Source organism: Pseudomonas sp. ICMP 561, from assembly GCF_002699985.1.
GTDB lineage: Bacteria > Pseudomonadota > Gammaproteobacteria > Pseudomonadales > Pseudomonadaceae > Aquipseudomonas > Aquipseudomonas quasicaspiana.
Genome location: NZ_LKBT01000034.1, coordinates 366888 through 392507 on the forward strand (window position 1 = coordinate 366888; position 25620 = coordinate 392507).

At 57.8% G+C, this 25620-nt stretch carries 23 protein-coding genes; 14 read left to right on the forward strand and 9 right to left on the reverse strand.

The window, feature by feature from the left end:
* Positions 1–13: 13 nt before the first annotated feature.
* Entirely contained in the window at positions 14–394 is a 381-nt protein-coding gene (locus tag AO242_RS21615) for a RidA family protein (RefSeq protein WP_087271644.1), read from the forward strand.
* A gap of 52 nt (positions 395–446) precedes the next feature.
* Positions 447–1181: a hypothetical protein gene (locus tag AO242_RS21620; protein ID WP_027900038.1), complete on the forward strand. Its 735-nt coding sequence runs from the start codon at positions 447–449 to the stop codon at positions 1179–1181.
* A gap of 191 nt (positions 1182–1372) precedes the next feature.
* Here AO242_RS21620 and AO242_RS21625 read toward each other — a convergent pair whose 3' ends face one another.
* Positions 1373–2227: an NAD-dependent epimerase/dehydratase family protein gene (locus AO242_RS21625; protein WP_099270296.1), complete on the reverse strand. Its 855-nt coding sequence runs from the start codon at positions 2225–2227 to the stop codon at positions 1373–1375.
* 217 nt (positions 2228–2444) lie between these two features.
* On the opposite strand from AO242_RS21625, the gene exbB reads away from it, so the two are divergent.
* The 6 genes from exbB (at position 2445) to AO242_RS21655 (ending at position 9181) form a co-directional block, all read left to right on the forward strand.
* On the forward strand, positions 2445–3428 hold the full coding sequence (gene exbB / locus AO242_RS21630; RefSeq protein ID WP_027900036.1) for a tonB-system energizer ExbB: 984 nt from the start codon (positions 2445–2447) through the stop codon (positions 3426–3428).
* Positions 3429–3431: 3 nt separating this feature from the next.
* Positions 3432–3857, forward strand: coding sequence for a TonB system transport protein ExbD (gene exbD / locus AO242_RS21635; protein WP_027900035.1), 426 nt, complete (start codon positions 3432–3434; stop codon positions 3855–3857).
* Positions 3854–4597 (forward strand): energy transducer TonB, encoded by a 744-nt coding sequence (locus tag AO242_RS21640; RefSeq protein WP_027900034.1) that lies wholly within the window; start codon positions 3854–3856, stop codon positions 4595–4597. Before exbD ends, AO242_RS21640 begins: the two co-directional genes overlap by 4 nt.
* Before the next feature lie 91 nt (positions 4598–4688).
* The gene (locus AO242_RS21645) at positions 4689–5612 is read left to right on the forward strand and encodes a hydrogen peroxide-inducible genes activator (protein ID WP_027900033.1); all 924 of its coding nucleotides are present in this window, start codon (positions 4689–4691) and stop codon (positions 5610–5612) included.
* 8 nt (positions 5613–5620) lie between these two features.
* Positions 5621–7696, forward strand: coding sequence for an ATP-dependent DNA helicase RecG (recG, locus tag AO242_RS21650; RefSeq protein WP_099270297.1), 2076 nt, complete (start codon positions 5621–5623; stop codon positions 7694–7696).
* An 87-nt stretch (positions 7697–7783) separates the two neighbouring features.
* A complete protein-coding gene (locus AO242_RS21655) occupies positions 7784–9181 on the forward strand; it encodes an aminoacyl-tRNA deacylase and HDOD domain-containing protein (protein ID WP_099270298.1) in 1398 nt (465 codons plus the stop codon).
* A gap of 236 nt (positions 9182–9417) precedes the next feature.
* Here AO242_RS21655 and AO242_RS21660 read toward each other — a convergent pair whose 3' ends face one another.
* Entirely contained in the window at positions 9418–9819 is a 402-nt protein-coding gene (locus AO242_RS21660) for a GFA family protein (protein WP_099270299.1), read from the reverse strand.
* Positions 9820–10148: 329 nt separating this feature from the next.
* On the opposite strand from AO242_RS21660, the gene AO242_RS21665 reads away from it, so the two are divergent.
* The 5 genes from AO242_RS21665 to AO242_RS21685 all read left to right on the forward strand — a co-directional run bounded on the left by AO242_RS21665 (position 10149) and on the right by AO242_RS21685 (position 17362).
* The gene (locus tag AO242_RS21665; RefSeq protein ID WP_099270300.1) at positions 10149–11456 is read left to right on the forward strand and encodes a CitMHS family transporter; all 1308 of its coding nucleotides are present in this window, start codon (positions 10149–10151) and stop codon (positions 11454–11456) included.
* 87 nt (positions 11457–11543) lie between these two features.
* Positions 11544–12311: a TerC family protein gene (locus AO242_RS21670; protein ID WP_099270301.1), complete on the forward strand. Its 768-nt coding sequence runs from the start codon at positions 11544–11546 to the stop codon at positions 12309–12311.
* A 366-nt stretch (positions 12312–12677) separates the two neighbouring features.
* Positions 12678–14330 (forward strand): Na/Pi cotransporter family protein, encoded by a 1653-nt coding sequence (locus tag AO242_RS21675; RefSeq protein ID WP_099270302.1) that lies wholly within the window; start codon positions 12678–12680, stop codon positions 14328–14330.
* Between the two features lie 72 nt (positions 14331–14402).
* The gene (locus tag AO242_RS21680; RefSeq protein WP_099270303.1) at positions 14403–15788 is read left to right on the forward strand and encodes a M16 family metallopeptidase; all 1386 of its coding nucleotides are present in this window, start codon (positions 14403–14405) and stop codon (positions 15786–15788) included.
* 368 nt (positions 15789–16156) lie between these two features.
* A complete protein-coding gene (locus tag AO242_RS21685) occupies positions 16157–17362 on the forward strand; it encodes a DUF5924 family protein (protein WP_099270304.1) in 1206 nt (401 codons plus the stop codon).
* Between the two features lie 9 nt (positions 17363–17371).
* On the opposite strand, the gene AO242_RS21690 is transcribed toward AO242_RS21685, so the two are convergent.
* The 5 genes from AO242_RS21690 to AO242_RS21710 all read right to left on the reverse strand — a co-directional run bounded on the left by AO242_RS21690 (position 17372) and on the right by AO242_RS21710 (position 22034).
* Positions 17372–18613, reverse strand: a complete 1242-nt coding sequence (locus tag AO242_RS21690; RefSeq protein ID WP_027900024.1) for a nucleoside recognition domain-containing protein — start codon at positions 18611–18613, stop codon at positions 17372–17374.
* A gap of 269 nt (positions 18614–18882) precedes the next feature.
* The gene (locus AO242_RS21695; RefSeq protein WP_099270305.1) at positions 18883–19623 is read right to left on the reverse strand and encodes a penicillin-binding protein activator LpoB; all 741 of its coding nucleotides are present in this window, start codon (positions 19621–19623) and stop codon (positions 18883–18885) included.
* A gap of 3 nt (positions 19624–19626) precedes the next feature.
* Positions 19627–20214, reverse strand: a complete 588-nt coding sequence (gene lpoB, locus AO242_RS21700) for a penicillin-binding protein activator LpoB (RefSeq protein ID WP_099270306.1) — start codon at positions 20212–20214, stop codon at positions 19627–19629.
* A gap of 38 nt (positions 20215–20252) precedes the next feature.
* Positions 20253–20624 carry a YcfL family protein gene (locus AO242_RS21705; RefSeq protein WP_099270307.1) on the reverse strand — a complete coding sequence of 124 codons (372 nt, stop codon included), beginning with the start codon at positions 20622–20624 and terminating at the stop codon, positions 20253–20255.
* 12 nt (positions 20625–20636) lie between these two features.
* Positions 20637–22034: a COG3014 family protein gene (locus AO242_RS21710; RefSeq protein WP_099270308.1), complete on the reverse strand. Its 1398-nt coding sequence runs from the start codon at positions 22032–22034 to the stop codon at positions 20637–20639.
* Positions 22035–22384: 350 nt separating this feature from the next.
* On the opposite strand from AO242_RS21710, the gene AO242_RS21715 reads away from it, so the two are divergent.
* The gene (locus AO242_RS21715) at positions 22385–22888 is read left to right on the forward strand and encodes a GNAT family N-acetyltransferase (RefSeq protein ID WP_206361669.1); all 504 of its coding nucleotides are present in this window, start codon (positions 22385–22387) and stop codon (positions 22886–22888) included.
* A gap of 108 nt (positions 22889–22996) precedes the next feature.
* Here the strand turns inward: AO242_RS21715 and AO242_RS21720 are convergent, their stop codons facing one another.
* Together AO242_RS21720 and AO242_RS21725 are read right to left on the reverse strand one after the other, a co-directional pair.
* On the reverse strand, positions 22997–24340 hold the full coding sequence (locus AO242_RS21720; RefSeq protein ID WP_099270309.1) for an MFS transporter: 1344 nt from the start codon (positions 24338–24340) through the stop codon (positions 22997–22999).
* Positions 24341–24762: 422 nt separating this feature from the next.
* Positions 24763–25524, reverse strand: a complete 762-nt coding sequence (locus tag AO242_RS21725) for a hypothetical protein (protein WP_241154049.1) — start codon at positions 25522–25524, stop codon at positions 24763–24765.
* Between the last annotated feature and the right edge of the window lie 96 nt (positions 25525–25620).

Sequence of the window (25620 nt, forward strand, 5' to 3'; positions counted from 1 at the left end):
ACAGGAGTTCTTCATGACCAAGACCGTAATCACCAGCGACAAAGCCCCTGCGGCCATCGGCCCTTACTCTCAGGCGATCAAAGCTGGCAATACCGTCTACATGTCCGGGCAAATTCCACTCGACCCTAAAACCATGGAACTGGTTGAAGGCATCGAAGCCCAGGTCGTCCAGGTCTTTGAAAATCTGAAGTCGGTTGCCGAAGCTGCGGGCGGTTCGTTCAAGGACATCGTCAAGCTGAACATCTTCCTGACCGATCTAGGCAACTTCGCCACGGTCAACGAAATCATGGGCAAATACTTCGAGCAGCCATACCCGGCCCGCGCCGCCATCGGTGTTGCCGCATTGCCGCGTGGTTCGCAGGTCGAGATGGACGCGATTCTCGTCATCGAATAACACTCCTGCGGGGCTCGCAGCCCCGCTGCAGCTGATTAAGGAAGGACCTGTTATGCGCTTCGCGCTTGCCCTCTCGCTGACGGCCGTTTTTTTGAGCGGCTGTGCCAGCCACGCCGACCGCAATCCTGACGGCACGTGGATCAATCAAGCGGCTATCGAAGCCGCCGTAAAAGGCGACAACCTGCGCCAGGCACTGCTTGCCAACGGCCCGAATCTGGAATGGCAGATCGATACCAAAACCAGCCAGGCCTTGTACTCCAACGGCTTTGAAGTGGGCGAAGGTAAAATCACCAGCGCCGCCGACGGCAAGTTGCGCATCGACTATTACAACTTTGTCGAAGACCTGCAGGTCAAGGGCGACGAACTGGTTCAAGCGGCCAGCGAGTCAGGTCCTGAGCAGCGCTTCGAAAAGCCGAAAACCCCTGCTGCCGAAGGTGCGCCGACTGGTGCCAGTTTCGAAGCTGCGCTGTACAACGCCTACATGGGCGGCAAATGGACCATCGTCAATGGCGACGGCCAGGGCAATACCGTGCAATTCAAGCCGGATGGGAGCATTCAGGGCTTGCCGGATAATGACCGTTACGCGTTGTGCCTGGCTGGCGATTGCGCAGCCATGAGCGGCGAGTACGACAGCATGTGGCTGGAAAAGAACGAGCAGGGCAACCCGTGGATCTTCTCCCGCAAAGGCAAGCAACTGGAGATTTTCCAGGCCGTCAATGCCGCAGAAGCTGACCAGATGCCAGAGCTCCGCCCAGGCCCGCGTCGCTGGTTGCTTGAGCTGAATTGATCGAAAGATTTGCAGGGATGAAATCCGGAGGACCGGCTTCAGCCGGGAGGGCTTTATTCCTGCCGACACATATGCATTGTATTCGCCGACTTCCTCCCGGCTAAAGCCAGTCCTACGGTTATGCGATATCCGTAGGAGCGGCTTTAGCCGCGAGAGAATCACAGAGCATGGCGCTCCAGCAAGGTCATAATTCAATCAGGCCCCAGCAACGCCTCATACCCTTCCTTATAAGTCGGATACCTCGGCACCCAGCCCAGTGCTTTAGCCCTCGCATTACTGCATCGTTTGCTGCCCGCCCGGCGCACGGCGGCGCCTTCGGCCCAATGCGTCACGCCCAGATACTCGCGGATCCACTGCACGACTTCGGCCAGCGGTACGGGCGCATCGTCCACGCCAATGTAGCAATCCTCGAGCGCGACACCCTGAGCGTCTGCCTTCAGCAGCAAAGCCAACAATCCCGCGGCGTCGTCGGCGTGTATCCGGTTGCCATATAAAGGCGGGTCGATTGCCACGCTGTAACCCTGGCGCACCCGATTCGACAGATCATTGCGATCGGGGCCGTAAATGCCGGTCAGGCGCACAATGCTGGCCGGGAAGCCGCTATTCAGCGCCACTTGCTCGGCCTCCAGCATGATCTTGCCCGAGAAGGTGTCGGCTTCGGTTGGCGATGTTTCGTCAACCCACTCCCCGTTTTGCTGGCCATAAACACCGCTGCTGGACACAAAAATGATCCGTTTCGGCTGCTGGCCGCGCTCTTTCAACCACTGAAGCACCCGCTGCTGTCCTTCGACATACGCGGCCCGATAGCCGGTCTCATCACGCTCGGTGGGCGTGGCGCAATACACCAGATAGTCGATGGCCGTGTTGGGCCAAGTGGCAGGAATGGACGGGCTGAACAGGTCGCCAGCCACGCCGTTCACGCCATCCGGCAGCAGGGCAATAGTGCGCCGCAGGCCATGAACCACCCAGCCTGAAGACAGCAGCTGCGTGGCCAGACGACTTCCAATATCGCCGCAGCCAGCGATCAGGACAGAAGGTGTAGACATGATGAACTCCCTACAAACAAGGCGGGTAAGACGGCCATGAAACATGGGCCAAAGCTGACCCGCCAGATGCGTATGATGGAAAAAAAGATACTCTATTACTTTTGTTAACAAGAATTACTTGCAATAATACCGGCCCGTTTGTTCTCCTCCTGACGTCGAACGCATAGCGCGACGTAGCAGAGCGACCCACCTTCTTCTTTACTCAGGTCCGGCCAGCATGACACGTACTACCTCCTCCGCTTCGCCAACCCAGCTACCCAGCCTGCCGCGTGCATGGCGTGGTATCGCAGCACTGCTGCTGAGCCTGATGCTTGCACCTGCTGCTTTCGCTGGTCAGGCTGCTCCCGCTAATCCAGCTACCGCCCCGGCGCCAGCAACTGCTCCGGCGACGACCCCTGCGCCGTCGTCGCAAACCACTGCACCGGTTGCTCAGGAAGGCGCGGCTCCGGTTGAAGGCCCCGCGATTGTCGAGCCCGAGGATAACAGCCTCGGCATGTCCCACGACCTGTCGCCTTGGGGTATGTACCAGAACGCAGACATCATCGTTAAAGCCGTCATGATCGGCCTGGCGATCGCATCGATCATTACCTGGACTATCTGGATCGCCAAGGGTTTCGAATTGCTGGGTGCCAAGCGTCGTCTGCGCACCGAGATCGCCAACCTGAAAAAGGCCCGCACCCTGTCCGAAGCCAGCGAAAGCGCTGCCAAGGAAGGTACGCTGGCCAACCTGCTCGTCCATGACGCCATGGAAGAGATGCGCTTGTCGGTGAACAGCCGCGAGCGTGAAGGCATTAAAGAACGTGTGAGCTTCCGTCTTGAGCGTCTGGTTGCTGCGTGCGGCCGTAACATGAGCATGGGCACCGGCGTTCTGGCCACCATCGGTTCGACTGCGCCGTTCGTAGGTCTGTTCGGTACCGTGTGGGGCATCATGAACAGCTTCATCGGTATTGCCAAAACCCAGACCACCAACCTTGCTGTCGTTGCGCCGGGTATTGCCGAGGCTCTGCTGGCGACGGCACTGGGTCTGGTCGCTGCGATTCCTGCGGTTGTTATCTACAACGTCTTCGCTCGCTCCATCGCCGGTTACAAAGCACAGGTTTCCGATGCGTCGGCACAGGTTCTGCTGTTGGTCAGCCGTGATCTCGATCACCAGCCAACTGCCGACCGTACTCAGTCGCCACATATGGTCAAGGTGGGCTAAACCTTGGGCATGCATCTGAAAGAAGGCGACGACGATCTCGCCGAAAACCACGAAATCAACGTAACGCCGTTCATCGACGTCATGTTGGTCCTGTTGATCATCTTCATGGTGGCAGCGCCTTTGGCGACGGTTGATATCAAAGTCGACCTGCCCGCCTCGACCGCCAAGCCGCAGCCCCGGCCCGAGAAACCAGTGTTCCTCAGCGTCAAGGCTGATCAGAGTTTGTACCTGGGCGACGACAAAGTCGCTCCTGAGCAGTTGGGTCAGATCCTCGACGCCCGAACCAAGGGCAAAAAGGACACCACGATCTTCTTCCAGGCCGATAAAGGCGTGGATTACGGTGACCTGATGGAAGTGATGAATGCCCTGCGCTCTGCGGGCTACCTCAAAGTCGGTCTGGTCGGTCTCGAGACGGTTGGTAAGAAATGATCAGTACGCGCCAAAAACTGACGCGCTATAGCGGTAGTCTGTTGTTGGTGCTGGCCGTGCATGCCATCGCGATCGTGGTCGCACTCCGCTGGCCTGCATCCCAGGCCATCGAGCTGCCTCCGGCGGCCATGATGGTGGAGTTGGCACCTGAGCCAGAACCGGCCCCGCCGCCGCCACCGCAAGTGGTTCAGCCGCCTCAACCTCCAGCCCCCGAGGAAGAAATCATTCCCAAGGTGGCTGAAGTCGAAAAGGCAGAAATTGCTGTGCCCAAGCCGGTGGTCAAGCCGAAGCCAAAACCTCAGCCGCCAAAGCCGGTGAAAAAGCCTGAGCCTCCGAAGGATTTGCCAGCCGACGAGAAACAGGTCGATACACCGCCTACGACAGCCAAGGTCGAGAAATCGGCTGCGCCAACGCCACCCAGTCAGCCTGCACCGCCAAGCAATGCGCTGCCTACCTGGCAGGGTGATTTGCTGAAGCATCTGGCCAAGTTCAAGAAGTACCCGGAAGATGCTCGCCGTCGCGGTATGCAAGGGGTCGCTCGCTTGCGCTTTGTGGTTGATGCCGATGGCAACGTGCTGTCGTATTCGATTGCAGGCAGTTCAGGCAGTCCATCGCTGGACAGGGCCACCATGGAGATGATCCGTCGTGCCCAGCCATTGCCTAAACCGCCAGCGGAAACGCTGAACAACGGCACTATCGAGATCCTGGCGCCGTTCGTTTATTCACTTGATCGGCGTTAACTCGTAATTTTGATACAACGCAGTTACTTGATAACGTGCGTCTATCGATTGCAGCCGCTATGCTGGGGCCGCAACTTCATGGACGCACGTTATGACTCTCACAGAATTGCGCTACATCGTTACCCTCGCTCAGGAACAGCACTTCGGCCACGCTGCTGAACGCTGTCACGTCAGTCAGCCGACATTGTCGGTGGGCGTCAAAAAGCTTGAAGATGAACTGGGTGTGCTTATTTTTGAGCGCAGCAAGAGTGCCGTGCGTCTGACCCCCGTGGGTGAAGGCATCGTCGCTCAGGCACAAAAGGTTCTGGAACAAGCCCAAGGCATCCGTGAGTTGGCCCAGGCTGGCAAGAACCAGCTGACCGCGCCACTCAAAGTCGGTGCGATCTACACCGTCGGCCCTTACCTGTTCCCGCATTTGATTCCGCAACTGCACCGGGTCGCCCCGCAAATGCCGTTGTATATCGAAGAAAACTTCACTCACGTGCTGCGCGACAAACTGCGTAACGGTGAGCTGGATGCGATCATCATCGCCCTGCCGTTCAATGAAGCCGACGTGCTGACCATGCAGCTTTATGACGAGCCGTTCTACGTCCTGATGCCTGCAGATCACCCATGGACTCAGAAAGAAACCATCGACGCCTCGGCGCTCAACGACAAGAGCCTGTTGCTGCTGGGCGAAGGTCATTGCTTCCGTGATCAGGTGCTTGAGGCTTGCCCGACCCTGACCAAGGGCAGCGAAGGTGCCAAGCACACGACGGTGGAATCCAGCTCCTTGGAAACCATTCGCCACATGGTTGCTTCTGGCCTGGGGATTTCGATCCTGCCGATGTCGGCGGTGGACAGCCATCACTACGCGCCTGGCGTAATAGAAGTGCGTCCGCTGACGCCACCGGTTCCGTTCCGCACAGTAGCGATTGCCTGGCGCGCCAGCTTCCCGCGGCCCAAGGCAATCGAGATCCTCGCTGACTCCGTGCGTCTGTGCTCGGTGGCACGTCCGAAAACCCAAGCGAGCTGAGTGGTCCCATGAGCGAGTTGTCTCAAGTCTCGGTCACCGCGCTGAAGGGTGTCGGCGAGGCCATGGCCGAGAAGCTCGCCAAGGTCGGTCTGGAAAATCTGCAGGACGTATTGTTTCACTTGCCTTTGCGTTACCAGGACCGCACCCGTGTTGTGCCTATCGGTCAGTTGCGTCCCGGCCAGGACGCGGTGATTGAAGGAACGGTCAGCGGCGCTGATGTGGTGATGGGCAAGCGGCGCAGTCTGCTGGTGCGTCTGAACGATGGCACCGGAAGCCTGAGCCTCAGGTTTTATCACTTCAGTAACGCGCAGAAAGAAGCGCTCAAACGCGGCACCCACATCCGCTGTTTCGGTGAGGCCCGGCCCGGCGCATCAGGTCTGGAAATCTATCATCCGGAATACCGTGCGCTGACTGGCAGCGAACCCGCGCCCGTGGAGCAAACGCTCACGCCGATCTACCCGACGACCGAGGGCCTTACCCAGCAGCGCTTGCGCCAGTTGAGCCAGCAAACGCTTACCCTGCTTGGGCCAAAAAGTCTGCCAGACTGGTTACCTGAAGAGCTCGCGCGGGATTATCAGCTTGCGCCGCTGGATGATGCGATTCGCTATCTGCACCACCCGCCCGCTGACGCCGATGTCGAAGAGCTCGCCCTCGGCCATCACTGGGCCCAGCATCGGTTGGCGTTTGAAGAGCTGCTGACCCATCAGCTTTCCCAACAGCGTTTACGCGAAAGCCTGCGTTCGCAGCGTGCTCCGGCGTTGCCGCTGGCCAAGAAGCTGCCGAAGCAATTTCTCGCCAATCTTGGCTTCCCGCCCACCGGAGCCCAGCAGCGTGTCGGCAAGGAAGTGGCCTACGATTTGAGTCAGCCGGAGCCCATGCTGCGTTTGATTCAGGGCGATGTGGGCGCAGGAAAAACCGTAGTCGCTGCCCTGGCCGCGCTTCAGGCGCTGGAGGCCGGTTACCAGGTCGCGCTGATGGCGCCGACCGAGATTCTTGCCGAGCAGCACTACATCAACTTCAAGCGCTGGCTGGAACCCCTGGGTATTGAAACCGCCTGGCTGGCGGGCAAGCTCAAGGGCAAAGCGCGGGTCAGCTCGCTGGAGCAGATCGCGGGCGGCACGCCAATGGTGGTCGGCACCCATGCGCTGTTTCAGGACGAAGTGCACTTCAAGAATCTCGCCCTGGTGATTATCGACGAGCAGCACCGCTTCGGTGTGCAGCAACGTCTGGCCCTGCGCAAGAAAGGCGTTGGTGGCCTGATGTGTCCGCACCAGTTGATCATGACGGCCACACCGATTCCACGGACGCTGGCGATGAGCGCCTACGCGGATCTGGACACTTCGATCCTCGATGAGCTGCCGCCCGGACGTACCCCGGTCAACACGGTGCTGGTGGTCGACTCCCGGCGTATCGAAGTTATTGAGCGCGTGCGTGCGGCATGTGCCGAAGGTCGGCAGACGTATTGGGTCTGCACATTGATCGAGGAGTCCGAAGAGCTGACGTGTCAGGCGGCGGAAACGTCCTTCGAAGAGCTGACCAGCGCATTGGGTGAATTCCGCGTCGGCTTGATCCACGGACGCATGAAGCCGGCTGAAAAGGCTGCTGTCATGGCCGAGTTCAAGCAGGGTGCGCTGCAATTACTGGTGGCGACGACCGTGATTGAGGTTGGCGTGGACGTGCCCAATGCCAGCCTGATGATCATTGAGAACCCCGAACGACTGGGGTTGGCCCAACTGCACCAACTGCGCGGCCGGGTCGGACGTGGTAGCGCCGTCAGCCATTGCGTGCTGCTTTACCATCCGCCGCTTTCGCAAATAGGCCGCCAGCGGTTGGGCATCATGCGTGAAACCAATGATGGTTTCGTGATTGCCGAGAAAGATCTGGAATTGCGCGGCCCCGGCGAGATGCTCGGCACCCGGCAAACCGGCCTGCTGCAGTTCAAAGTGGCCGACCTGATGCGCGACGCAGACCTGTTGCCTGCCGTACGTGACGCGGCTCAAGCACTGATTGAGCGCTGGCCGCAACATGTCAGCCCGCTCCTTGAGCGCTGGTTGCGTCACGGCCAGCAATACGGCCAGGTGTGATGCAAATCGTCGCTTTGATGATCACATCACACCGGAAACATCCAAGCTGGTTATACTTCAGCGACTGTAGGAAATTGGATACCCGTCATGACAGAAGTTGCCCACGTCGATGAAGCGCCTCACGCCCCGTCCGTCATTCGGCAGTTGCTTGGCAAGCTAGCGATCAGCTACCGCGAGGTTGATGATTCCCTGCACCTGCCAGCAGCACGAAGAGTCCAGGCCGTCCTGGTCGAGGATGCCGTTGGCGCACTTCTGATCCTGTTCCCGCAAAGCCAATTGCTGGACCTCAGCCGCATCACCGAGCTGACCGGTCGCAAGCTGGTGGCGGTGCCGCACTCGCGCATGCTGAAAATGTTGGCCAAACACAGCCTGCAAGTGCTGCCGGGCTTGCCTGCCCTGACCAGCTCGCCGTGCCTGTATGACGATCGTTTGCTGCAAGAGCCTTCGGTGCTGATTGGTTCGGGTGAGCCCGGCGTCCTGCTGGAAATCAGCAGCGACGACTTCAAGACCATGTTGAACAAGGCCAGCGCCGCGCATTTTGGTGAGCTGCTGAGCACTATTCATCCCAATCTCGATCGTCCTGATGATGATCGCGAAGAAATTACTCAGGCCATGCAAGCCTTTACCGCGCGCCGCATTCAGCAGCGTCTGGAAGCGACGCTGGAAATCCCGCCGCTGGCTGAAACCGCGCAGAAGATCATCAAGCTGCGGGTCGATCCCGATGCAACCATTGATGACATTACCGGCGTCGTCGAGACCGATCCGGCGCTGGCTGCTCAAGTCGTGAGCTGGGCGGCATCGCCTTACTATGCCTCTACCGGCAAGATTCGCTCGGTTGAAGACGCCATCGTGCGCGTGCTCGGGTTTGATCTGGTCATCAATCTGGCGCTGGGCCTGGCGTTGGGCAAAACCCTCAGTCTGCCCAAGGACCACCCGCAACAGACCACGCCTTACTGGCAGCAGTCGATTTATACCGCTGCGGTCATTGAAGGCCTGACTCGTGCGATGCCTCGCGCGCAACGCCCGGAAGCGGGCCTGACGTATCTGGCGGGTCTGCTGCATAACTTCGGTTATCTGCTGCTGGCTCACGTGTTCCCGCCGCATTTCTCGCTGATCTGCCGCCAGTTGGAAGTTAACCCACACTTGCACCACAGCTTTGTCGAGCAACATTTGCTGGGGATCAGCCGTGAGCAGATGGGCTCCTGGTTGATGCGCTACTGGGACATGCCGGATGAGTTATGCACAGCCCTGCGCTTCCAGCACGATCCAGGCTATGACGGCGAGCACAGCGCTTACGCCAACCTGGTTTATCTCTCGGTACGTCTGCTGCGCCAGAACGGCATTGGTTCGGGCCCCAAAGAAGATATCCCCGACGAACTGTTCGCCCGCTTGAGCCTGAGCCGCGAAAAAGCAGAAGAGTCGGTGCGCAAGGTGCTTGAAGCCGAAGTGCTGCTACGGGAACTGGCTTCGCAGTTTTCTAGCTGATCCCTGTAGGAGCGCGCTTGCCCGCGATTCGGACAGTCAGCTGACATCTTCGTCGACTGACCTGACGCAATCGCGGGCAAGCGCGCTCCTACAGTTAATATTCACCTTACACGCTCAATATTGAGTATTGCGCCGACCTGTGGGAGCGAGGCTTGCCCGCGAATCAAGCGACGCGGTATAGCTGGCAAACCGCGTTATCGTTCTTCGCGGGCAAGCCTCGCTCCAACAGGTTCTTGTCAAACAGTCTCCTCTGCCTCCCCCGGCAACTGCTCATCCAGATGCAGCCATGGCAGGCGATTGTCCGTCCAGATATGACGATCCGCTGGTGCCAGCTCCGGGTGATCGAAGGTGGCGACGGTGACGTCTATCTCTTCCGGGCTATTGCGCGAAAGCAGGGCCAGTTGCGCCCCGCAGTTATTGCAGAAGTAGCGCACACAGGTCGGGCCGGAGTCGTAGGTCGCGGGGCTGCCCTCGGTCCATTCGAACGAACTGACCGGCACTGAAATCCAGGTCATGACAATGCCGCCCGACGTGCGACGGCATATGGAACAGTGACAGTGAGCGATGTCTTGCAGTGGCGCATCGAACTGGTAACGCAGGTTGCCGCAATGGCATCCGCCGGTAGTGATCTGGCCCATATCCCTTTTCCCTTGTGCTAGACGTGCTGATGGAGTTCTGACCGTTCAGGCTCGCATTCGTCATTAAAAACTAACGCTCAAAGGTTTCAGCGGCGAAAGCTGAATGAAAGCTTGGCCGATTAGGATCAGCTCACCGCCGGCAACAGACCGGTCAGCCACATGTGCGTTTCACAACGTACTAAGGCCCAGTTAACAACAACAAATGGTGACCCTGATGTGCTCTAGTGCCTTGCTGCATTCCCCGCTTTCGCCCCCACTCCCTGCGCCGCTCTTTTTGAGCTGATTAGCCTTTCGCCTTAGCCAATCGCGTACCGCCTGGAGTATTTACTATGTTGACCTTCCTCGGCTTTGCCATGGTCATTGCTTTCATGTACCTGATCATGAGCAAGCGCCTTTCCGCGCTGATTGCCCTGATTCTGGTGCCGATCCTGTTCGCCATCTTCGGCGGTTTCGCTACCGAAATCGGCCCGATGATGCTGGCTGGTATCACCAAGCTTGCGCCAACCGGCGTCATGCTGATGTTCGCCATTCTGTACTTCGCCTTGATGATCGACTCGGGTCTGTTCGACCCGGCCGTGCGTCAGATTCTGAGGTGGGTCAAAGGCGACCCGATGAAAGTATCGGTGGGCACTGCGGTGCTGGCACTGGTGGTTTCTCTGGACGGTGACGGCGCAACGACCTACATGATCTGCGTCGCAGCCATGCTGCCGCTCTACAGCCGTATCGGCATGAGCCCGCGGATCATGGCCGGCCTGATCATTCTGGCAGGCGGCATCATGAACATGACCCCATGGGGTGGGCCGACCGCCCGCGCAGCCAGTGCGCTGCACGTGGAAGCATCCGATATTTTCGTACCGATGATTCCTGCCATGTTCGCCGGTGTGGTTGCACTTCTGTTGATCGCCTACTTCTATGGCAAGCGTGAGCGTGCTCGTTTGGGCGAACTCCATCTGCAGGGCGATGAAGCCGATCACAGCGAAATCAGTGTTTCGCAGTTCCCGGATGCCCGTCGTCCGAAGATGATCTGGTTCAACGGTGCGCTGACTCTGTTGCTGATGATCTCTCTGATCATGAGCGTGTTGCCGCTGCCAGTCCTGTTCATGATTGCGTTCAGCATCGCGATGATCATCAACTACCCGAACATGCAGGATCAGAAAGATCGTGTGGCGGCTCACGCTGGTAGCGTGCTGTCAGTGGTCGGCCTGATTTTCGCCGCAGGTATCTTTACCGGCATTCTGACCGGCACCGGCATGGTTGATGCCATGTCCAAGAGCCTGTTGGCAGTGATTCCGGACGCAATGGGCCCGTACCTTGCGGTCATTACTGCTCTGGTCAGCATGCCGTTCACCTTCTTCATGTCCAACGACGCGTTCTACTTTGGCGTGTTGCCGGTACTGACTGAAGCGGCTGCTCACTACGGTATTTCCCCGGTGGAAATGGCCCGTGCCTCCATCGTCGGTCAGCCGGTTCACTTGCTCAGCCCGCTGGTTCCTTCGACTTACCTGCTGGTAGCTCTGGCCGGTATCGAATTTGGTGATCACCAGCGCTTCACCTTGAAGTGGGCAGTTCTGGTTTGCCTGTGCATAATGGTCGCCGCTTTGCTGATGGGGATCTTTCCTTTCTACAGCAGTCTATAAAGTCGGCTCACTTGTTTTGCGGCCCATGTCCCGGTCTTCATCGTCGGGTCTGGGCCGCAAAAGTTTAAACGCTCAAAGGATTACAAAATGGAATGGCTGACCAATCCTGAAATATGGATTGCTTTCTTTACCCTGACTGCCCTGGAAATCGTCCTGGGCATCGACAACATCATCATGATCTCGATTCTGGTCAGCCGCATGCCCAAGCATATGCAGGCGCGCACCCGGATTTTCGGTCTGGCGCTGGCCATGGTCACGCGCATCCTGTTGCTGCTGTCGATCACATGGGTCATGCGTCTTACCGCTGACCTGTTCGTCGTCATGGGCCAAGGGATTTCGGGTCGCGACCTGATCCTGTTCTTCGGTGGTCTGTTCCTGCTGTGGAAAAGCTCGCAAGAGATCTACCATGGTCTGGAAGGCGAAGAAGAGTCGACAGACGAACCAGGTGGCAAAGGTGGCAAGTTCATCTACACCATCATCCAGATCGCTATCATCGACATCGTGTTCTCGCTGGACTCAGTGATCACTGCTGTCGGCATGGTGTCCCACGTGCCGGTCATGGTTGCGGCCATCGTGGTTGCCGTTCTGGTGATGATGTTGTGCGCAGGCACCATCAGCGACTTCATCGAGAAGCACCCATCGTTGAAGATGCTGGCGCTGTCGTTCCTGATCGTTGTCGGTACCGTATTGATCGCCGAAGCGTTCGACGTGCATGTGCCTAAAGGCTACGTGTACTTCGCTATGGCGTTCTCGCTTGCTGTTGAAGCCATCAACATCAAAATGCGCGTTGCGCATGCGAAGAAGAAGGCGCAAAGCGACCCTGTAAAACTGCGTAAGGACGTTCCGGGCCAGTAAGCCGGTGTGTCACTGAAAAAAGGGGCGCACTGATGCGCCCCTTTTTTTGCCTGCAATCGCAGTTCGTGCATTGTAAATGCGGTTCTGGTGGGAGCGAATTCATTCGCGAAGGGGCGATTACAGATGATAAATATCCATCGGATATACCGGCCTATCGCGAATGAATTCGCTCCCACAGGGATCGTGTTTCCTTGCACGCAAATGTAGATGGCTGATTTATTACATATTTGTTTCAATGGCTGGATGCCAATCATTGTTGGCATTTAAGTCAAAGGCCGACTAAAGGTTAGTAAGGCCTGGCAAGCGCGACATTCGCTGCACCTTCAATTCATTGCCCGTATGGGCACACCTCAGGGGGCTTTCCGTATGCTGACCCTGCTCGATTTGCTTTCGGCCGTGGCCTTGCTGATCTGGGGCACTCACATTGTTCGTACCGGCATTTTGCGCGTGTACGGCGCGCAGTTGCGTCACGTCATCAGTCAGAACATGTCCAAGCGTCCGCTGGCTTTTATCGCCGGCATTCTGGTGACCGCGGTTGTGCAGAGCAGCAACGCCACCGCCATGCTGGTGACTTCATTTGTCGGTCAGGGCCTCATGGCGCTGACGCCTGCCCTGGCAATCATGCTGGGCGCGGATGTCGGCACGGCCTTGATGTCGCGCATCCTGACGTTCGATTTATCCTGGCTGTCGCCACTGCTGATTTTCCTGGGCGTGGTGTTCTTTCTGTCGCGCAAGCAGACTCGTCTAGGTCAGATGGGGCGCGTTGCCATTGGCCTTGGGCTGATTGTGCTGGCGCTGCAACTGATCGTCGCCGCTGCGGCCCCGATCACCCAAAACGCTGGCGTAAAAGTACTGTTTGCGTCGCTGACCGGCGATTTGCTGCTGGATGCACTGGTGGGCGCGCTGTTCGCGATGATTTCCTACTCCAGTCTGGCCGCCGTGCTGCTGACCGCAACGCTGGCAGGCGCTGAAATCATCAGCTTGCCGGTGGCTATCGGCCTTGTGATCGGCGCCAACATCGGCAGTGGCATGCTGGCCTTCCTGAGCACCAGCATGCAGAACGTTGCCGGTCGCCAAGTGGCCTTGGGCAGCTTGCTGTACAAATTGTTTGGCCTGCTGCTGGTCATTCCGGTGCTCGACCCACTCGTACGCTGGATCGACAGCCTGGGCTTCAGCCCGCAAGACATGGTCATTGGCTTCCACCTGGTCTACAACACCGCCCGCTGTCTGATCATGCTGCCCACCGTCGGCCCGATGGCGCGGCTGTGTTCGGTCATCTTGCCGGAGCGTCCCGAGGTCAACGGGCTGGCCAAGCCGCGCCATCTGGACCTGACAGCCCTGTCTACGCCTAGCCTTGCGTTGGCGAATGCCGTGCGGGAAACCCTGCGCATGGGTGACCTGATTGAAGGCATGCTCGGCTCGATGCTGGAAGTCCTGCGCGGTACGCAAACGTCCATGACTCAGGAAATGCGTCGCCTCAACGATGACGTCGAAGCGCTGTACAGCGCGATCAAGCTTTATCTGGCGCAGATGCCCCGGGAGGACCTCGGTGAGCAGGACAATCGGCGCTGGGCGGAAATCATCGAGCTGACCATCAACCTGGAACTGGCTGCCGGATTGATCGAACGCATGCTGCGCAAAATCCAGCAGCAGAAAACCTCCCAGCGTCGCTCCTTCTCCGAGGTCGGGCTGGAAGAGCTGGCGGGCCTGCAATCGCAGTTGCTGGCCAACCTGCGTCTGGGTTTGTCGGTGTTCCTCAGCGGTGATCCGGAAAGCGCTCGCCAGTTGCTGCGTGAAAAACGCCGCTTCCGCGCTCAGGAGCGTCGCCTTGCCCATGCCCACGTCAGCCGCCTGCAACGCAAAGTGGTGCAGAGCCTTGAAACCAGCTCGCTGCACCTGGAATTGATTGCGGATATGAAGCGCCTCAACTCATTGTTTTGCAGCAGCGCCTACGCCGTACTGGAAACCGCCGACACTGGCGCATTGTCCAGCGAAAGCGAGCCAGAGCAGCCCGCGTAAAAGTGGTGATGTGAACGTACCGGGCACATCGAAGTCTGTTAGACATACCGATCCGCAAGGAAGCAATGTTTTATGCGTTGCCTGCTGTTCGCTTGTCTGTTTCTGATCGCACTGCCTTCCTCCGCTCTCGACCGTTTTCAGGTCGAGGGCTATATGCTGCCCAACGGTTTGCAACTGCTGCTCAAGCCGGGCTATGAAAAAGGCCACGTGGCCATTCGTTTGGTGGTCGGCATTGGTTTCGATGACTTCCCGTGTGAAGACAAAGAGCTGCCGCATTTGCTGGAGCATTTGCTGTTCAGCGGTATCGACGACGCGGGTGAAGGAGGGCTGGAAGAGCGCATGCAGGCGCTGGGTGGCGACTGGAATGCGTTCACCAGCAACACCGACACCACATTCGTGATCGAGGCTCCGGCGCAGAATCAGCGCAAGGTGCTGGACCTGCTGCTGGACGTGCTGACCAAGACCCACTTCGATCAGCCCGATCTGGATACCGTCAAACGTATCGTCGAGCGCGAAGATGGCGGCCATTACTCGCACCTGCAACGCTGGCTGGATCGCAAGGATCTGGGTCACAACGCCAGCAGCCAGTTGGCGGTGGAGATGGGCCTCAAGTGCGCCGAGCGCCCTCAGGTCGATCACATCACACTGGATCAGGTTCAAGAGGTGTTCAGCTCCTGGTATGCGCCGAACAACATGACGCTGATCGTGGTCGGCGATCTGGACCGGCTGTTGCCGAGCTATCTGGAGCGTACGTTCGGTGAGCTTGATGCGCTTGATCCCATCGACCATCCCCCGTTGGCCGAGCCCAATGACGCGGCTGAAAAAGACCGTACCTTGATTCGTGGAACGCTGGGCGACGCTGCGCGGCTGCATCTGATATTCAACGAGCCGCTGCTGGACGATCAGCATGATGAAACGCTGGAGCTCGTCAGCGACTACCTTGAATGGGCGCTCTACAGCGACCTGCGCCTCAAGCACGGTTTGTCTTACGGTCCGTGGGTCGACCGTGAGGTCTTCGGCGGCACGGGCTTCATGAGTCTGAATGCCGACCTTGAACGCGATGACGTTGATCAGGCCAAGGAGTACGTCCGCGCAATGCTCGAACGTCTGCAGGTGGACGGCCTCGATCCGGCGGCATTCGCCCGGATCAAACAAGCCACCATCGCCAAGCAGGTCTGGGCGGTGCAGGGCAATAGCGCCCTGGCGGACTATTACTGGGGCGCGCTCAACGATTACGAAAAAGGCCGGTTTGCTGATCCGGTCAAGCGTTATAAAGCCGTCAGCCTTGACAGCGCCAACCGCGCGCTGCGCGAATTGCTCAAGCAGAAGAGTTATTGGCGCACCGAGCAGTCGTTGCTGAGTTACGACAGTTTGTTCTGGTTGACGACGGCAGTGGTGGGCTTACTGGTGTTGCTGGTGGGATGGCGCGTTAGCAGCTATAGCCGTAAACGCCGATGATCATTCAGGCTGGAATCCTGCTTCTGTGGGAGCCGAGCTTGCTCGTGATAAACGATGACGTGGTATGTCGTCTAACGGCGTCTCAAGCAACGTATACGCAAATCCGTAGGACCGGCTTTAGCCGGGAGGGCGTCGGGACATTCGCTAAATATCCTTCGCCAGAAATAACGCTCTCCCGGCTAAAGCCGGTCCTACAAGATAACGATCATGCTTGCGGGCAAACATAGAATTTCCCACAGAGTTTTGTGTTAGCCGCGCCACCGGCGCAGCTCAGCAAATAGCCGTATCAGAACACCGAACAATGAATTCACTGGCAGCACTGTTATCCTGCTGACCCTTTTTTCCACACCATCAAGTGAATCGCTGAAATGCCTCAATGGAAATCCCTGATCGTCCGCATCGTTGAACTGATGAAGCGTTATCCGGGGCTTATTGCGGCGGGTGGTTTCGTTTCGGGTATCGCCAGCTTCATTCTGGTGGACCGTCAGGAAGGCCTGGCAACCTGGATCGCCGTGGTAATGCTGCTCAGCTGGCTGTGGCTGATGGTCGAAGGCAGCGCCATGGTGCTGTTCACCAAGGTTTTCAAACGCAGAATTCCCGAAGGAATACTGCGTTACGGCACGCAGATGATTCACCAGGAAAGCCTGTTCTTCGTTCTGCCGTTCTTCTTCATTACCACTACATGGAACAGCGCCCAGGCGATTTTTACCGGGATGCTGGGTGCGGCCGGTCTTATCTCCATCATTGATCCGCTGTACTACAAATGGCTTGCCCCTCGGCGCTGGCTGTTCATGGCCTTGCACACCCTGACCCTGTTCGCTGCCTTGCTGACCGCGCTGCCGATCATCCTGCACCTGACCACCGCCGAGAGTTACAAGCTGTCGCTGGGCATCGCGATGCTGCTGTCATTCCCCAGCCTGATATCGAGTTTCCCGGTCACCAGTTGGCGGCGCGGCGTGGGTGTGGTGGTCATGATCCTGGCAATCGGCGGCGCAGGCTGGCTGCTGCGTTCATGGGTGCCGCCCGCGACGCTGTGGCTGACCGAAGTAGCGGTCAGCATCGACTTCGATAACAAAAACCGCACGCCAGGGGACAGCGTCACCCAAGTCAGCGCTAATCAGGTTCGCAACAGTGGTTTGTACGCCTACACCTCGATCAATGCGCCGCGTGGTCTGGATGAGCGGATTTACCACGTGTGGCGACACAACGGCAAAGAAGTCGACCGGATTGCGCTGGATATCCATGGTGGCCGTAAAGAAGGCTACCGAGCGTGGACCCACAAACGCAATTTCCCACAGGACGCGGTGGGCAAATGGCAGGTGAGGGTGCTGACTGAAGACGGACAGATGATCGGCGTGCTGCGTTTTGAAGTGACCGAGGCTGATCAGGCGCCTGTCACTCGACCTTCTGGCCGGATAATCCGTCTCAAGCCGGGTGGCGATGACAGCAACAGCGGGGCTGATGAGCCTGCGCCGCAGCGCTCAGAGCCCGAGGCAAAAGAGCCTGAAAAGGCTCAGCCTGAGGCGGCCGAGCCTGACGTCAAACCTGAAGCTGCCGAGCCCGCCGCTCAGTAAGGCTGACGCTTACTGCGCGGTTGCGCCGAAGAACCAGTACGTGACCATGATTGCCGCGATCACTCCGGCAAGCTCGGCCAGCAGCGCGCAGCCTACGGCGTGGCGTGCGCGCTGGATGCCAACGGCACCGAAGTACACCGCCAGCACGTAGAACGTGGTTTCGGTACTGCCCTGAATCGTCGCGGCAGCCAGCGCTGCAAAGCTGTCTACGCCTTGAGTCTGCATGGTCTCGATCAGCAGCGCCCGGGCGGCACTGCCCGAGAACGGTTTGACCATTGCCGTTGGCAGCGCATCGACAAAGCGTGTGTCCACCCCCAGCCACTGAACCAGATGACGGATACCTTCCAGGCCCATGTCCAGCGCGCCCGAAGCACGCAGCACGCCGACCGCACAGAGCATCGCTACCAGATAGGGCAACAGGCCTTTGGCGACGTCAAAACCTTCCTTCGCACCTTCAACAAACGCCTCATAGACCTGGACCTTGCGTAACGCACCGATCACCAGAAACATAATGATCAGGCCGAACAGCGTCAGGTTGCCGAGGATAGAAGAGAGGCCGGCCAATGCCGCTGCCGACATGGTTGCCAGCAACGCCATAAAACCGCCGAGAAGCAGTGCGCCGGGGATCAGGTAGGCCAGCACGACCGGGTCCCACAGCCGCAGGCGCTGCATGAACGCCACCGACAACAGGCCGACGATCGTCGAGGCGCTGGTCGCCAGAAGAATGGGCAAGAACACCAGCGTCGGGTCGAGGGCGCCTTGCTGTGCGCGGTACATAAAAATCGAAACAGGCAGCAACGTCAGCGAAGACGCGTTGAGTACCAGAAACAGAATCTGTGCATTACTGGCCGTGGTCTGGCTGGGGTTGAGCTCCTGCAGCGAGCGCATGGCCTTGAGGCCGATTGGCGTTGCTGCGTTATCCAAGCCCAATGCGTTGGCAGCGAAGTTGAGGGTGATCAGACCCAGGGCAGGGTGGCCCGCGGGGACTTCGGGCATCAGGCGCAGGAACAACGGCCCCAGGACTTTCGCCAGCCAGTCGACGATTCCGGCTTTCTCTGCAATGCGCAGAAAACCTAGCCACAGCGTCAGTGTGCCGAACAGCAGCACCATGACTTCAACCGACAATTTGGCCATGGCAAAGATGCTTTCGACCATGGCCGCAAAAATGCCGGCGTTACCGCCAATCAGCCACTGGCCAAATGCGGAGATTGCCGCAATCAGAAAAAAACCGAGCCATAGAGCGTTAAGCATTCACAAGTCCCCCGCAAGATGCCGCGATGATAGCGGTGCGAGGGCAAACAACAAACCCTGGAGAGGTCAGGATAAATCTGAAAGAGCCCCACATATGTCCCTGAACCAGGCTTTCGTGCAATAAACGTGTAACCCTGTGGGAGCGAATTCATTCGCGAAAGCGGTGTGTCAGCCCCGGATATTTTTCAGGACTGCCGCCTTCGCGAATGAATTCGCTCCCACGGGAAATACCATTTCAATTCGGGTGGCGAAGAGCCGCCCCTTTTTACTCAGCGCAAAATCTTCGGCGCTTCATCCCGTGGCAGGTTGTTTTGCTGCACCGGCTGGCCGGTGTATTCCACTTCACCACGCAATTGCTCGCGCAGTTGACGGGCCACATCGACACCGATTGACCGAGACACGTCGCGCACAACGCGGGGGCGATTCAGAGAGACTTTAACGTCGCGGCTGTTGACCAGTTTGGTGTCCTGCCCTTCGCCCATGGCCGTAAACGCCGAGCTGATCTCGTAGGTACGGGTATTGATCAAACTGAAATCAGCCACCAGCGTCAGGCCAAGAATCGCCGAATAACTGTTGGTGTTCGCCAGTTCGCCGATGTCCTGCTGGAAATCGATATCCGACACGGTTCCGAACAGCACGTAATCCGCGCCCTTGAAGCTGCCGCTCTTGATACGCTTGATGACGTCATAAACGTCTTCTTTGGATTGGGCGGTGTACGGCGTGCCTTGCACCAGCTGGAACATGCCGGACTTGATGATCTCGCCCTTGATATCACCACTGAATTTGCGCAGCTCGCCCTGCTCGATGTAGCTGTAACGCGCTTCATATTCGTCGTAGCTTGACGAGCCGCTGGCGCTGTAGCGGTTGGCTTGCAGGTTGCTCTTGGCTGATACGGTGTGGATATAAGCTTCCACGCGTTCCTGAAAAGCCAGGTCAGCCACGGCGATTTTCGGTGCAGCCTGAACGCCAAAGGCGCACATCAGGCCGAAGATGCCAATCCATGCGCGCATTGCTTAACGCTCCGTGGTTTTGCGGATTTCTTTTTCGTCCATCCATTCGGCCAGACCGCTTTCTACGTCGATCAGTTGCAGGCTGAATTTATAGAAGACGTCCTTGTAGTCAGCGCTGCGCTTGACGATAGAGCTGATCGAGCCTTCCAGGCGGTACTTGGCAGCGACCATATTGCCGGTTTTGCTGACAGTCGACTTCTTGTACAGACCGCTCTGGTTTTGCAGTTTGAGCTGATCAACCTGGCTCTGCATTTCAGTATTGTCGCTGGCGAAGCGGGCGGTGCCGGACTTCATCAACTGGGTCTTGATCGACGTGGTGATTTCACGCGTGTCGATGTACTCGCTGGTCTTGTTCTTCACGTCGTAAACCTGAACCACCGGACGACCCTGCAGGATCCCGGATTGAGCCAGGGAGCGGGTCATGGACTCGGCGATCAGTTGCAGATCGGTGGAGCCAAATTCGTTGGTGACGGTTTCAACAGCTTTGGTATCGCCGTAGCTGATGTTCTTGCTGCCCAGCGATGGCGAGTTGTTGGCGCAACCGGTAGCCAGCAGGCCGATAGCGGCGATGGAGCAAAGGCGAATAAACATGCGGTAGTTCTCTTCAACTGAACAAATGAGGGGGTGGCTCAAGGCGTTTTGACTTCGAGGCGAAAGTCAGTGGCTTTCGGCGTCGGCGCAATAGCGGGCAGGTAGCTGGTCTGGGTGCCGTACAACGTCGTGCTTTTCCAGGCCTCCGCATCGGCTACGGGAAAGCCATCGTTACCCAGCCAGGCGAAACGGTAATACATCTGTTTGTTGTAGCTGCTGGTGTTATTGAGTTGCACGTTCACGGTCAGAAACCCGTTTTCGCGAGCCACACGCATGGCTCCGACTTCGATGTTTTTCATGTTACCCAGCGACACCACTTTGCTGGCAGCACTGCCGGGAGCTGGCGGTGGTGGTGTGGCGCATCCGGCGAGCAGGGCCAGCGCAATGACGCCGAGAATCTTGATACGCATTGGGTTCTCCATTCAGGGTTGTTTAGTGGTCGCGATGGCTTGTGGCGCCGACAATGGCGTTACCTGAGCCATCAGGCCATCGGTGTAAACCTGATTGCCAATTGCACGCAGTGCGACGACTTGATAGCGCTGATCGACCTTCACCTGGACGTGAGTGCCTCCCGTACTAGAAGGCAGAATCACGGTGTGCGTGCCTTGTGGCAGACGCAGGCGAGCAACTTGTGTGTTGTCCGGCAGGGTTCGCCAGGTGCGGGTATCTGCACCCTCGGTAATGGCTGAGGCGATACCCACGGCCAGACCGGCTAGGGGGTTCACATCATTGATCTGTTTTTGCGCCACGCCGCGAGTGATTGCACGAACTGTGGTACGCAGGATGATGCCTGGCATGTCGTCACGCAGGGCGCGGCGAGACATGTCTGTGGTGCTGTTGAGCTTGGTCAGGTTAATCTGCTGGCCGTCGAGGCCAATCTGGGTGAAGGCTGCGGTCGTGGTATCCGGCTTGATCACCGGGAACGACAGTGGAGTAATCACTAGATTGCCACTGATGGGCAGGGGCAGCGGAATACGTACCGAATCGCGAGCGGGAGCGAAGCCGCTTTGTACGACGATTAATACTTCGCTGTAGCCATCTTTGCTTTCATTGCCATCAAGCTTGAGCAGCGCTTCATCCAGCAATGGCGTGTTGGGGCGTAGTTCTGCTGCCTTGCGATAACCCGGCGCAGCGAGGCCTTTTTCGCCCATGGCCTCATAGACAAAACCCGACAGGTAATGACTGAAAGCACTCTGATAGCTGTTCTTGAGGCCGACAACTTCAGGCGCATCAAGTGAGGATACCGGGTAGCCCTTCAAGTCCTTGAACCGGGTTTTTACGCCCTTGTTCTCGGCTTCCTCTTCGCTCTTGAGATATTCCTTGTCACGCAGTTCGGCGATCACCGCTTCACGTTCGTGAGTTTTTTTGATCTCGACGCGAGCGCCTTCGAAGTCATTCTTCGCCAGCAGGTTCAGGGCCATCTGTGTGGTCAGCATGACCTTTTCGTAGTCGTAGCCTTCGTAGCGACGCACCTTGTCGCTGATCAGAAAACTGCCGAACTGAGCGAGGTACTTATCGGTGTCGAGCTTGACCGACTCTTCCCACTGGTAAACCACGTTGTCGGCGGAACGCCACGCGGCCTGGCTGCCAGCAAGGTCGCCTTTGGCGCGCAGTAATTCGCCTTTCTCGAAATAGTAGAGCAGGTCCTTGTCGGCGCTGGTGTTGTTCTTTTCCAGTACGCCCAACGCGCCGTCAACGTTACCGCTGGCCAGTTGCAGGTTGGTTTCTTTGAGTTCGGTATCGTAGCTACGGAAGGCAGAGCAGCCCGCCAGTTGCACTGCGGCGAACAGTACGAGCGCAGTCAAGGCACGAGAAGACATGAGGCGTTCATTCCCTGAAATAGATAGCAGGGACTGAGTCATCTGCTATGCAAATCCGTTTGAGTGGGCAACCACTACCAGCCGCCCGGCGAGCCTCTTTGTGCGAGCTGATTTCACTTGCAGCCAAGGGCGCGGGATTATAAGCCCCTTTCCAGTGCTGACAATGGCTTTTTGATGGCTCACAGGTTTTTAGGCCGATTCCTACACCCCAAGAGAGAATTACCTCACTTATGCAGGTAACTACGGTACGCCTTGAGGGTTGATCCAAGAGGGGGTTATACGATTGATCTGGCTGTGCAAATATCCTCTTTTTAGTGGTTGTTCATATCAAGGAGGCCTGCGTCTTGTACATTTCAACGGTCAGGGACATCGAGATTTGCCGTTTTGACGCGGCGGATAAGCAAGGCGTGATTGACGTCATCCTGCCCATCCAGCGTGAAGAATTCGGGATATCCATAACCGCCGAGGATCAGCCGGATCTGCAAGCCATCTCTGACTTTTATCAGGTCGGCAATGGCGACTTCTGGGTTGCTAAACATGAAAGCCAGGTCATTGGCACCATCGGCCTCAAAGACATCGGCGCACAGCAGACCGCCTTGCGAAAAATGTTCGTGGCAGCGCCGTTTCGTGGGCGTGAGTTTGGAGTGGCGGCGCAGCTGCTCAACGCGCTGCTTGAAAACGCCTGGCAACGTGGCGTGCAGGAGATCTACCTGGGCACCACCGACAAATTCCTCGCCGCGCACCGGTTTTACGAGAAGCACGGGTTTGTAGAAGTAGCGAAGGAAGACCTGCCGGAGAGTTTTCCGGTGATGAAGGTGGACAGCAAGTTTTATGTGTTGCGCAGGGGCTCGTAGGACCGGCTTTAGCCGGGAGGAGGTCGTTACATCCTCAATATTTCTTTATGAGGTATGCCGCTCTCCCGGCTAAAGCCGGTCCTACGAGTTAGATGTAGCTGTTCTTACCTACTTCTGCTCTGCATGCGCCCAACGATAATCAAGACGCGGCGCACGGATTTTGATTTTCCGTTTGGTCTTGGTCAGTGTCGGTTCGAACACGGGCTCAGGGTCGCGCAGGAACGCGGTCATCACTGCGCTCAGGGCATACAGGCCGGTGAACGCCCAGACCACGCCAGCAAGGCCGAAGCTGTCCTGGAAGATCGCGACCACAGCAGGGCCGACCCAGGTCGATGCGCCTGCGCCGAGGCTCAGGACTGACAGTGCAGCAGCTTTGTTCTGCGGCGCGAGGGCGGGTGCCAGTGCCGACAGCGGTACGAAGCATGCCAGGGTCAGGCCGTAGAACGCGCCGAAGATTGAAGCGATCAAGAAGTCATTCGGGAACGCCTGCGGCATGAAGAAGAACAGCGGTGTGCTGATCGTGCTACCGACGGCACCCAGCCACAGGATCGTATTGCGATAGCCAATCCGGGTACTGATGATGCTGGAAGCAAGGTTGCCGATGATGTTGAACACGAACACGATGGTCAGCAGTCGCAGCCACTCTTCAAGGCTGAAGCCTACGGTGTGCATGAAGAAGCCAGGCATGATCACCAGAAAGCCGAACATCGACGAGGTGTTGATCACGCGCACCAGACCGGCAAGCGACACCTTGGGCATTTCCCACATGATGGTGATGTTCTTGGCCATCGAGACCAGCGGTTTTTCACCTTCCGGCGCCAGACGCTGCATGCCGTGTGCTTCGCGCATGCCCACCAGACCAATCACGCCACCCACAACCACCAGCGCAAACGACAACCAGAAAGTCGCCATGGCACCGATCAACGGGATGCTCACACTGGCGACCAGCGAGCCAAGAGTTGGCAGCCCGGCTGCGTAGGCAACCCAGAACCAGCCTACGGCCATGCCCATTTTGCGCGACGGCGTTGCGGCGGCGATCCAGACCAGAAAACCGTAGGCGAACAATGGGTAGCCGAAGCCACGCAGGCCGTAGGTCAGGAGGATCATCGAGTAGCTGAGTTCTTGCAGGCCGTAGATCAGGAACAGGACTTCAAAGACGCTCCAGATCAGCAAGCCAAGAATCATCACGCGCTTGGGGCCCCAGATGTTCGACAGCGCGCCGGCTAGCCAGGAGGAGACACCGACGGTGACACCGTAGATGGTAAAGACCATGGCGATTTCGTCGGCAGGCATGCCGCGTTCGCTAAGGAAAGGGGAGAGATAACCCAGTTCGACGCCATCGCCGATCATAAAGATAAGCAGGCCGACGAAGCCCCAGAACATTGGATAGGGGATGCCGGTTTTCTCGCAGAATCTGGCGAGTGCAGTGTTCGGAGTGGATTGATCGCTCAATTTTCCGGTCCTTTTTTTTAGGTACAGCACGGCGTTTGGTGACGCCGTATGAATGGCCTCAATGAGGTTGAAAGGCAGGGTTGCCCAACACGCTGTTGGCAAATGCGCGAACACAGAACGTGTGGACTTTCATCTGATGCAGGATCGCCGCTATACGACTTCAATGACCCATGAATCTATGTTTTTTATAGATTTTCGAGCCCGTTTGCTTTTTATTTATCCCATCTGGGGACGATGATGGCAACCGCTCTAGACCGGGCCACCTGTGGCGGGATGACGCACCGGTTTGCATGTGGTCCCCAGTTTATAGGGGGAAGGGCGTTACAAAAGATGTCGGAAAAAAGTGGCAAAAAAATATCAATCCAATGGATTGCTAGCAATATGGGTTGGTATAACGGCATTTCTGCCATCACGACACGCGCTTAACTCAGCGGATTGAAGCCATCACCGGCCGAGCAGAAACGCTCCTGAACCGCCTGGCTGGCGTCGCTGCCATCTCTGTCACGACGCTTGCCCCATTCGCGGCATTTTTCCCGGAAGTAAACTTTGGCGCCTTTGCGGCATTCGCGGTGTTCAATTGAGCCACGTCGATAGTTGGCGCAGACACTGGTGCCGTCGATGCGATTGTTATTGATCGCCCATTCGGCAGCGTAGGTGCGTTTACCGTCCCATTGCCAAACGGTGGCCCGCTCGACGTTGAAGGCCGTGACGCGCTTGGTTCGGGCAGGTTGTTGCTGCTCGTTTTTGTATTTCGCCATGTAGGACGCGCTCACCATACCGCGGGCGTCTGGATTCTCGGTTGCACGGGGAAATTGACCGTAGCGGCAGGTGGCTACGGCTTCGTCGATAATGTTGTCTGGTTTTATGCAGTCGGCGAGCGGTTTGGGTTCGATCAAGGCGTCCTGCGTGTAAATCGGCGGCACCGGGTTTGAGCTGACGGGCAGCGTGGGCTCAGGATTGTGGTGCACGGTCACACGGCTAACGGTGCTGCTTAAAAGATCGCTGAAATGCACCAGCAGATAGCCTGCGGCAACGACGACCAGCAACGGCACGAAAATGCGCCGCCAGCTTCGTGCAGCGCTGGAAGAGTGGCGTGTATACGCCCGAGGCGCGTCATCAGCCTGAGCGTGCAAATGCTCAAAGGGATTGAGTTTGTCCCGAGGCTGGCTCTCGCTTGAATCCATACACTCTTCCTTGATGTGGACTGCGCATCCTTTGCGCCAGGTGAGTCGAGGGTAAACCGATTGAAAGTGTTTCGCCAGCGTTACACAGGGTGCGGT

What these genes read in the sequence shown, in the direction of transcription:
- AO242_RS21615 (WP_087271644.1), top strand. Translation starts at nt 14, where the DNA reads ATGACCAAGACCGTAATCACCAGCGACAAAGCCCCTGCGGCCATCGGC.
- AO242_RS21620 (WP_027900038.1), top strand. Translation starts at nt 447, where the DNA reads ATGCGCTTCGCGCTTGCCCTCTCGCTGACGGCCGTTTTTTTGAGCGGC.
- AO242_RS21625 (WP_099270296.1), bottom strand. Translation starts at nt 2,227, where the DNA reads ATGTCTACACCTTCTGTCCTGATCGCTGGCTGCGGCGATATTGGAAGT.
- exbB (WP_027900036.1), top strand. Translation starts at nt 2,445, where the DNA reads ATGACACGTACTACCTCCTCCGCTTCGCCAACCCAGCTACCCAGCCTG.
- AO242_RS21640 (WP_027900034.1), top strand. Translation starts at nt 3,854, where the DNA reads ATGATCAGTACGCGCCAAAAACTGACGCGCTATAGCGGTAGTCTGTTG.
- AO242_RS21645 (WP_027900033.1), top strand. Translation starts at nt 4,689, where the DNA reads ATGACTCTCACAGAATTGCGCTACATCGTTACCCTCGCTCAGGAACAG.
- recG (WP_099270297.1), top strand. Translation starts at nt 5,621, where the DNA reads ATGAGCGAGTTGTCTCAAGTCTCGGTCACCGCGCTGAAGGGTGTCGGC.
- AO242_RS21655 (WP_099270298.1), top strand. Translation starts at nt 7,784, where the DNA reads ATGACAGAAGTTGCCCACGTCGATGAAGCGCCTCACGCCCCGTCCGTC.
- AO242_RS21660 (WP_099270299.1), bottom strand. Translation starts at nt 9,819, where the DNA reads ATGGGCCAGATCACTACCGGCGGATGCCATTGCGGCAACCTGCGTTAC.
- AO242_RS21665 (WP_099270300.1), top strand. Translation starts at nt 10,149, where the DNA reads ATGTTGACCTTCCTCGGCTTTGCCATGGTCATTGCTTTCATGTACCTG.
- AO242_RS21670 (WP_099270301.1), top strand. Translation starts at nt 11,544, where the DNA reads ATGGAATGGCTGACCAATCCTGAAATATGGATTGCTTTCTTTACCCTG.
- AO242_RS21675 (WP_099270302.1), top strand. Translation starts at nt 12,678, where the DNA reads ATGCTGACCCTGCTCGATTTGCTTTCGGCCGTGGCCTTGCTGATCTGG.
- AO242_RS21680 (WP_099270303.1), top strand. Translation starts at nt 14,403, where the DNA reads ATGCGTTGCCTGCTGTTCGCTTGTCTGTTTCTGATCGCACTGCCTTCC.
- AO242_RS21685 (WP_099270304.1), top strand. Translation starts at nt 16,157, where the DNA reads ATGCCTCAATGGAAATCCCTGATCGTCCGCATCGTTGAACTGATGAAG.
- AO242_RS21690 (WP_027900024.1), bottom strand. Translation starts at nt 18,613, where the DNA reads ATGCTTAACGCTCTATGGCTCGGTTTTTTTCTGATTGCGGCAATCTCC.
- AO242_RS21695 (WP_099270305.1), bottom strand. Translation starts at nt 19,623, where the DNA reads ATGCGCGCATGGATTGGCATCTTCGGCCTGATGTGCGCCTTTGGCGTT.
- lpoB (WP_099270306.1), bottom strand. Translation starts at nt 20,214, where the DNA reads ATGTTTATTCGCCTTTGCTCCATCGCCGCTATCGGCCTGCTGGCTACC.
- AO242_RS21705 (WP_099270307.1), bottom strand. Translation starts at nt 20,624, where the DNA reads ATGCGTATCAAGATTCTCGGCGTCATTGCGCTGGCCCTGCTCGCCGGA.
- AO242_RS21710 (WP_099270308.1), bottom strand. Translation starts at nt 22,034, where the DNA reads ATGTCTTCTCGTGCCTTGACTGCGCTCGTACTGTTCGCCGCAGTGCAA.
- AO242_RS21725 (WP_241154049.1), bottom strand. Translation starts at nt 25,524, where the DNA reads ATGGATTCAAGCGAGAGCCAGCCTCGGGACAAACTCAATCCCTTTGAG.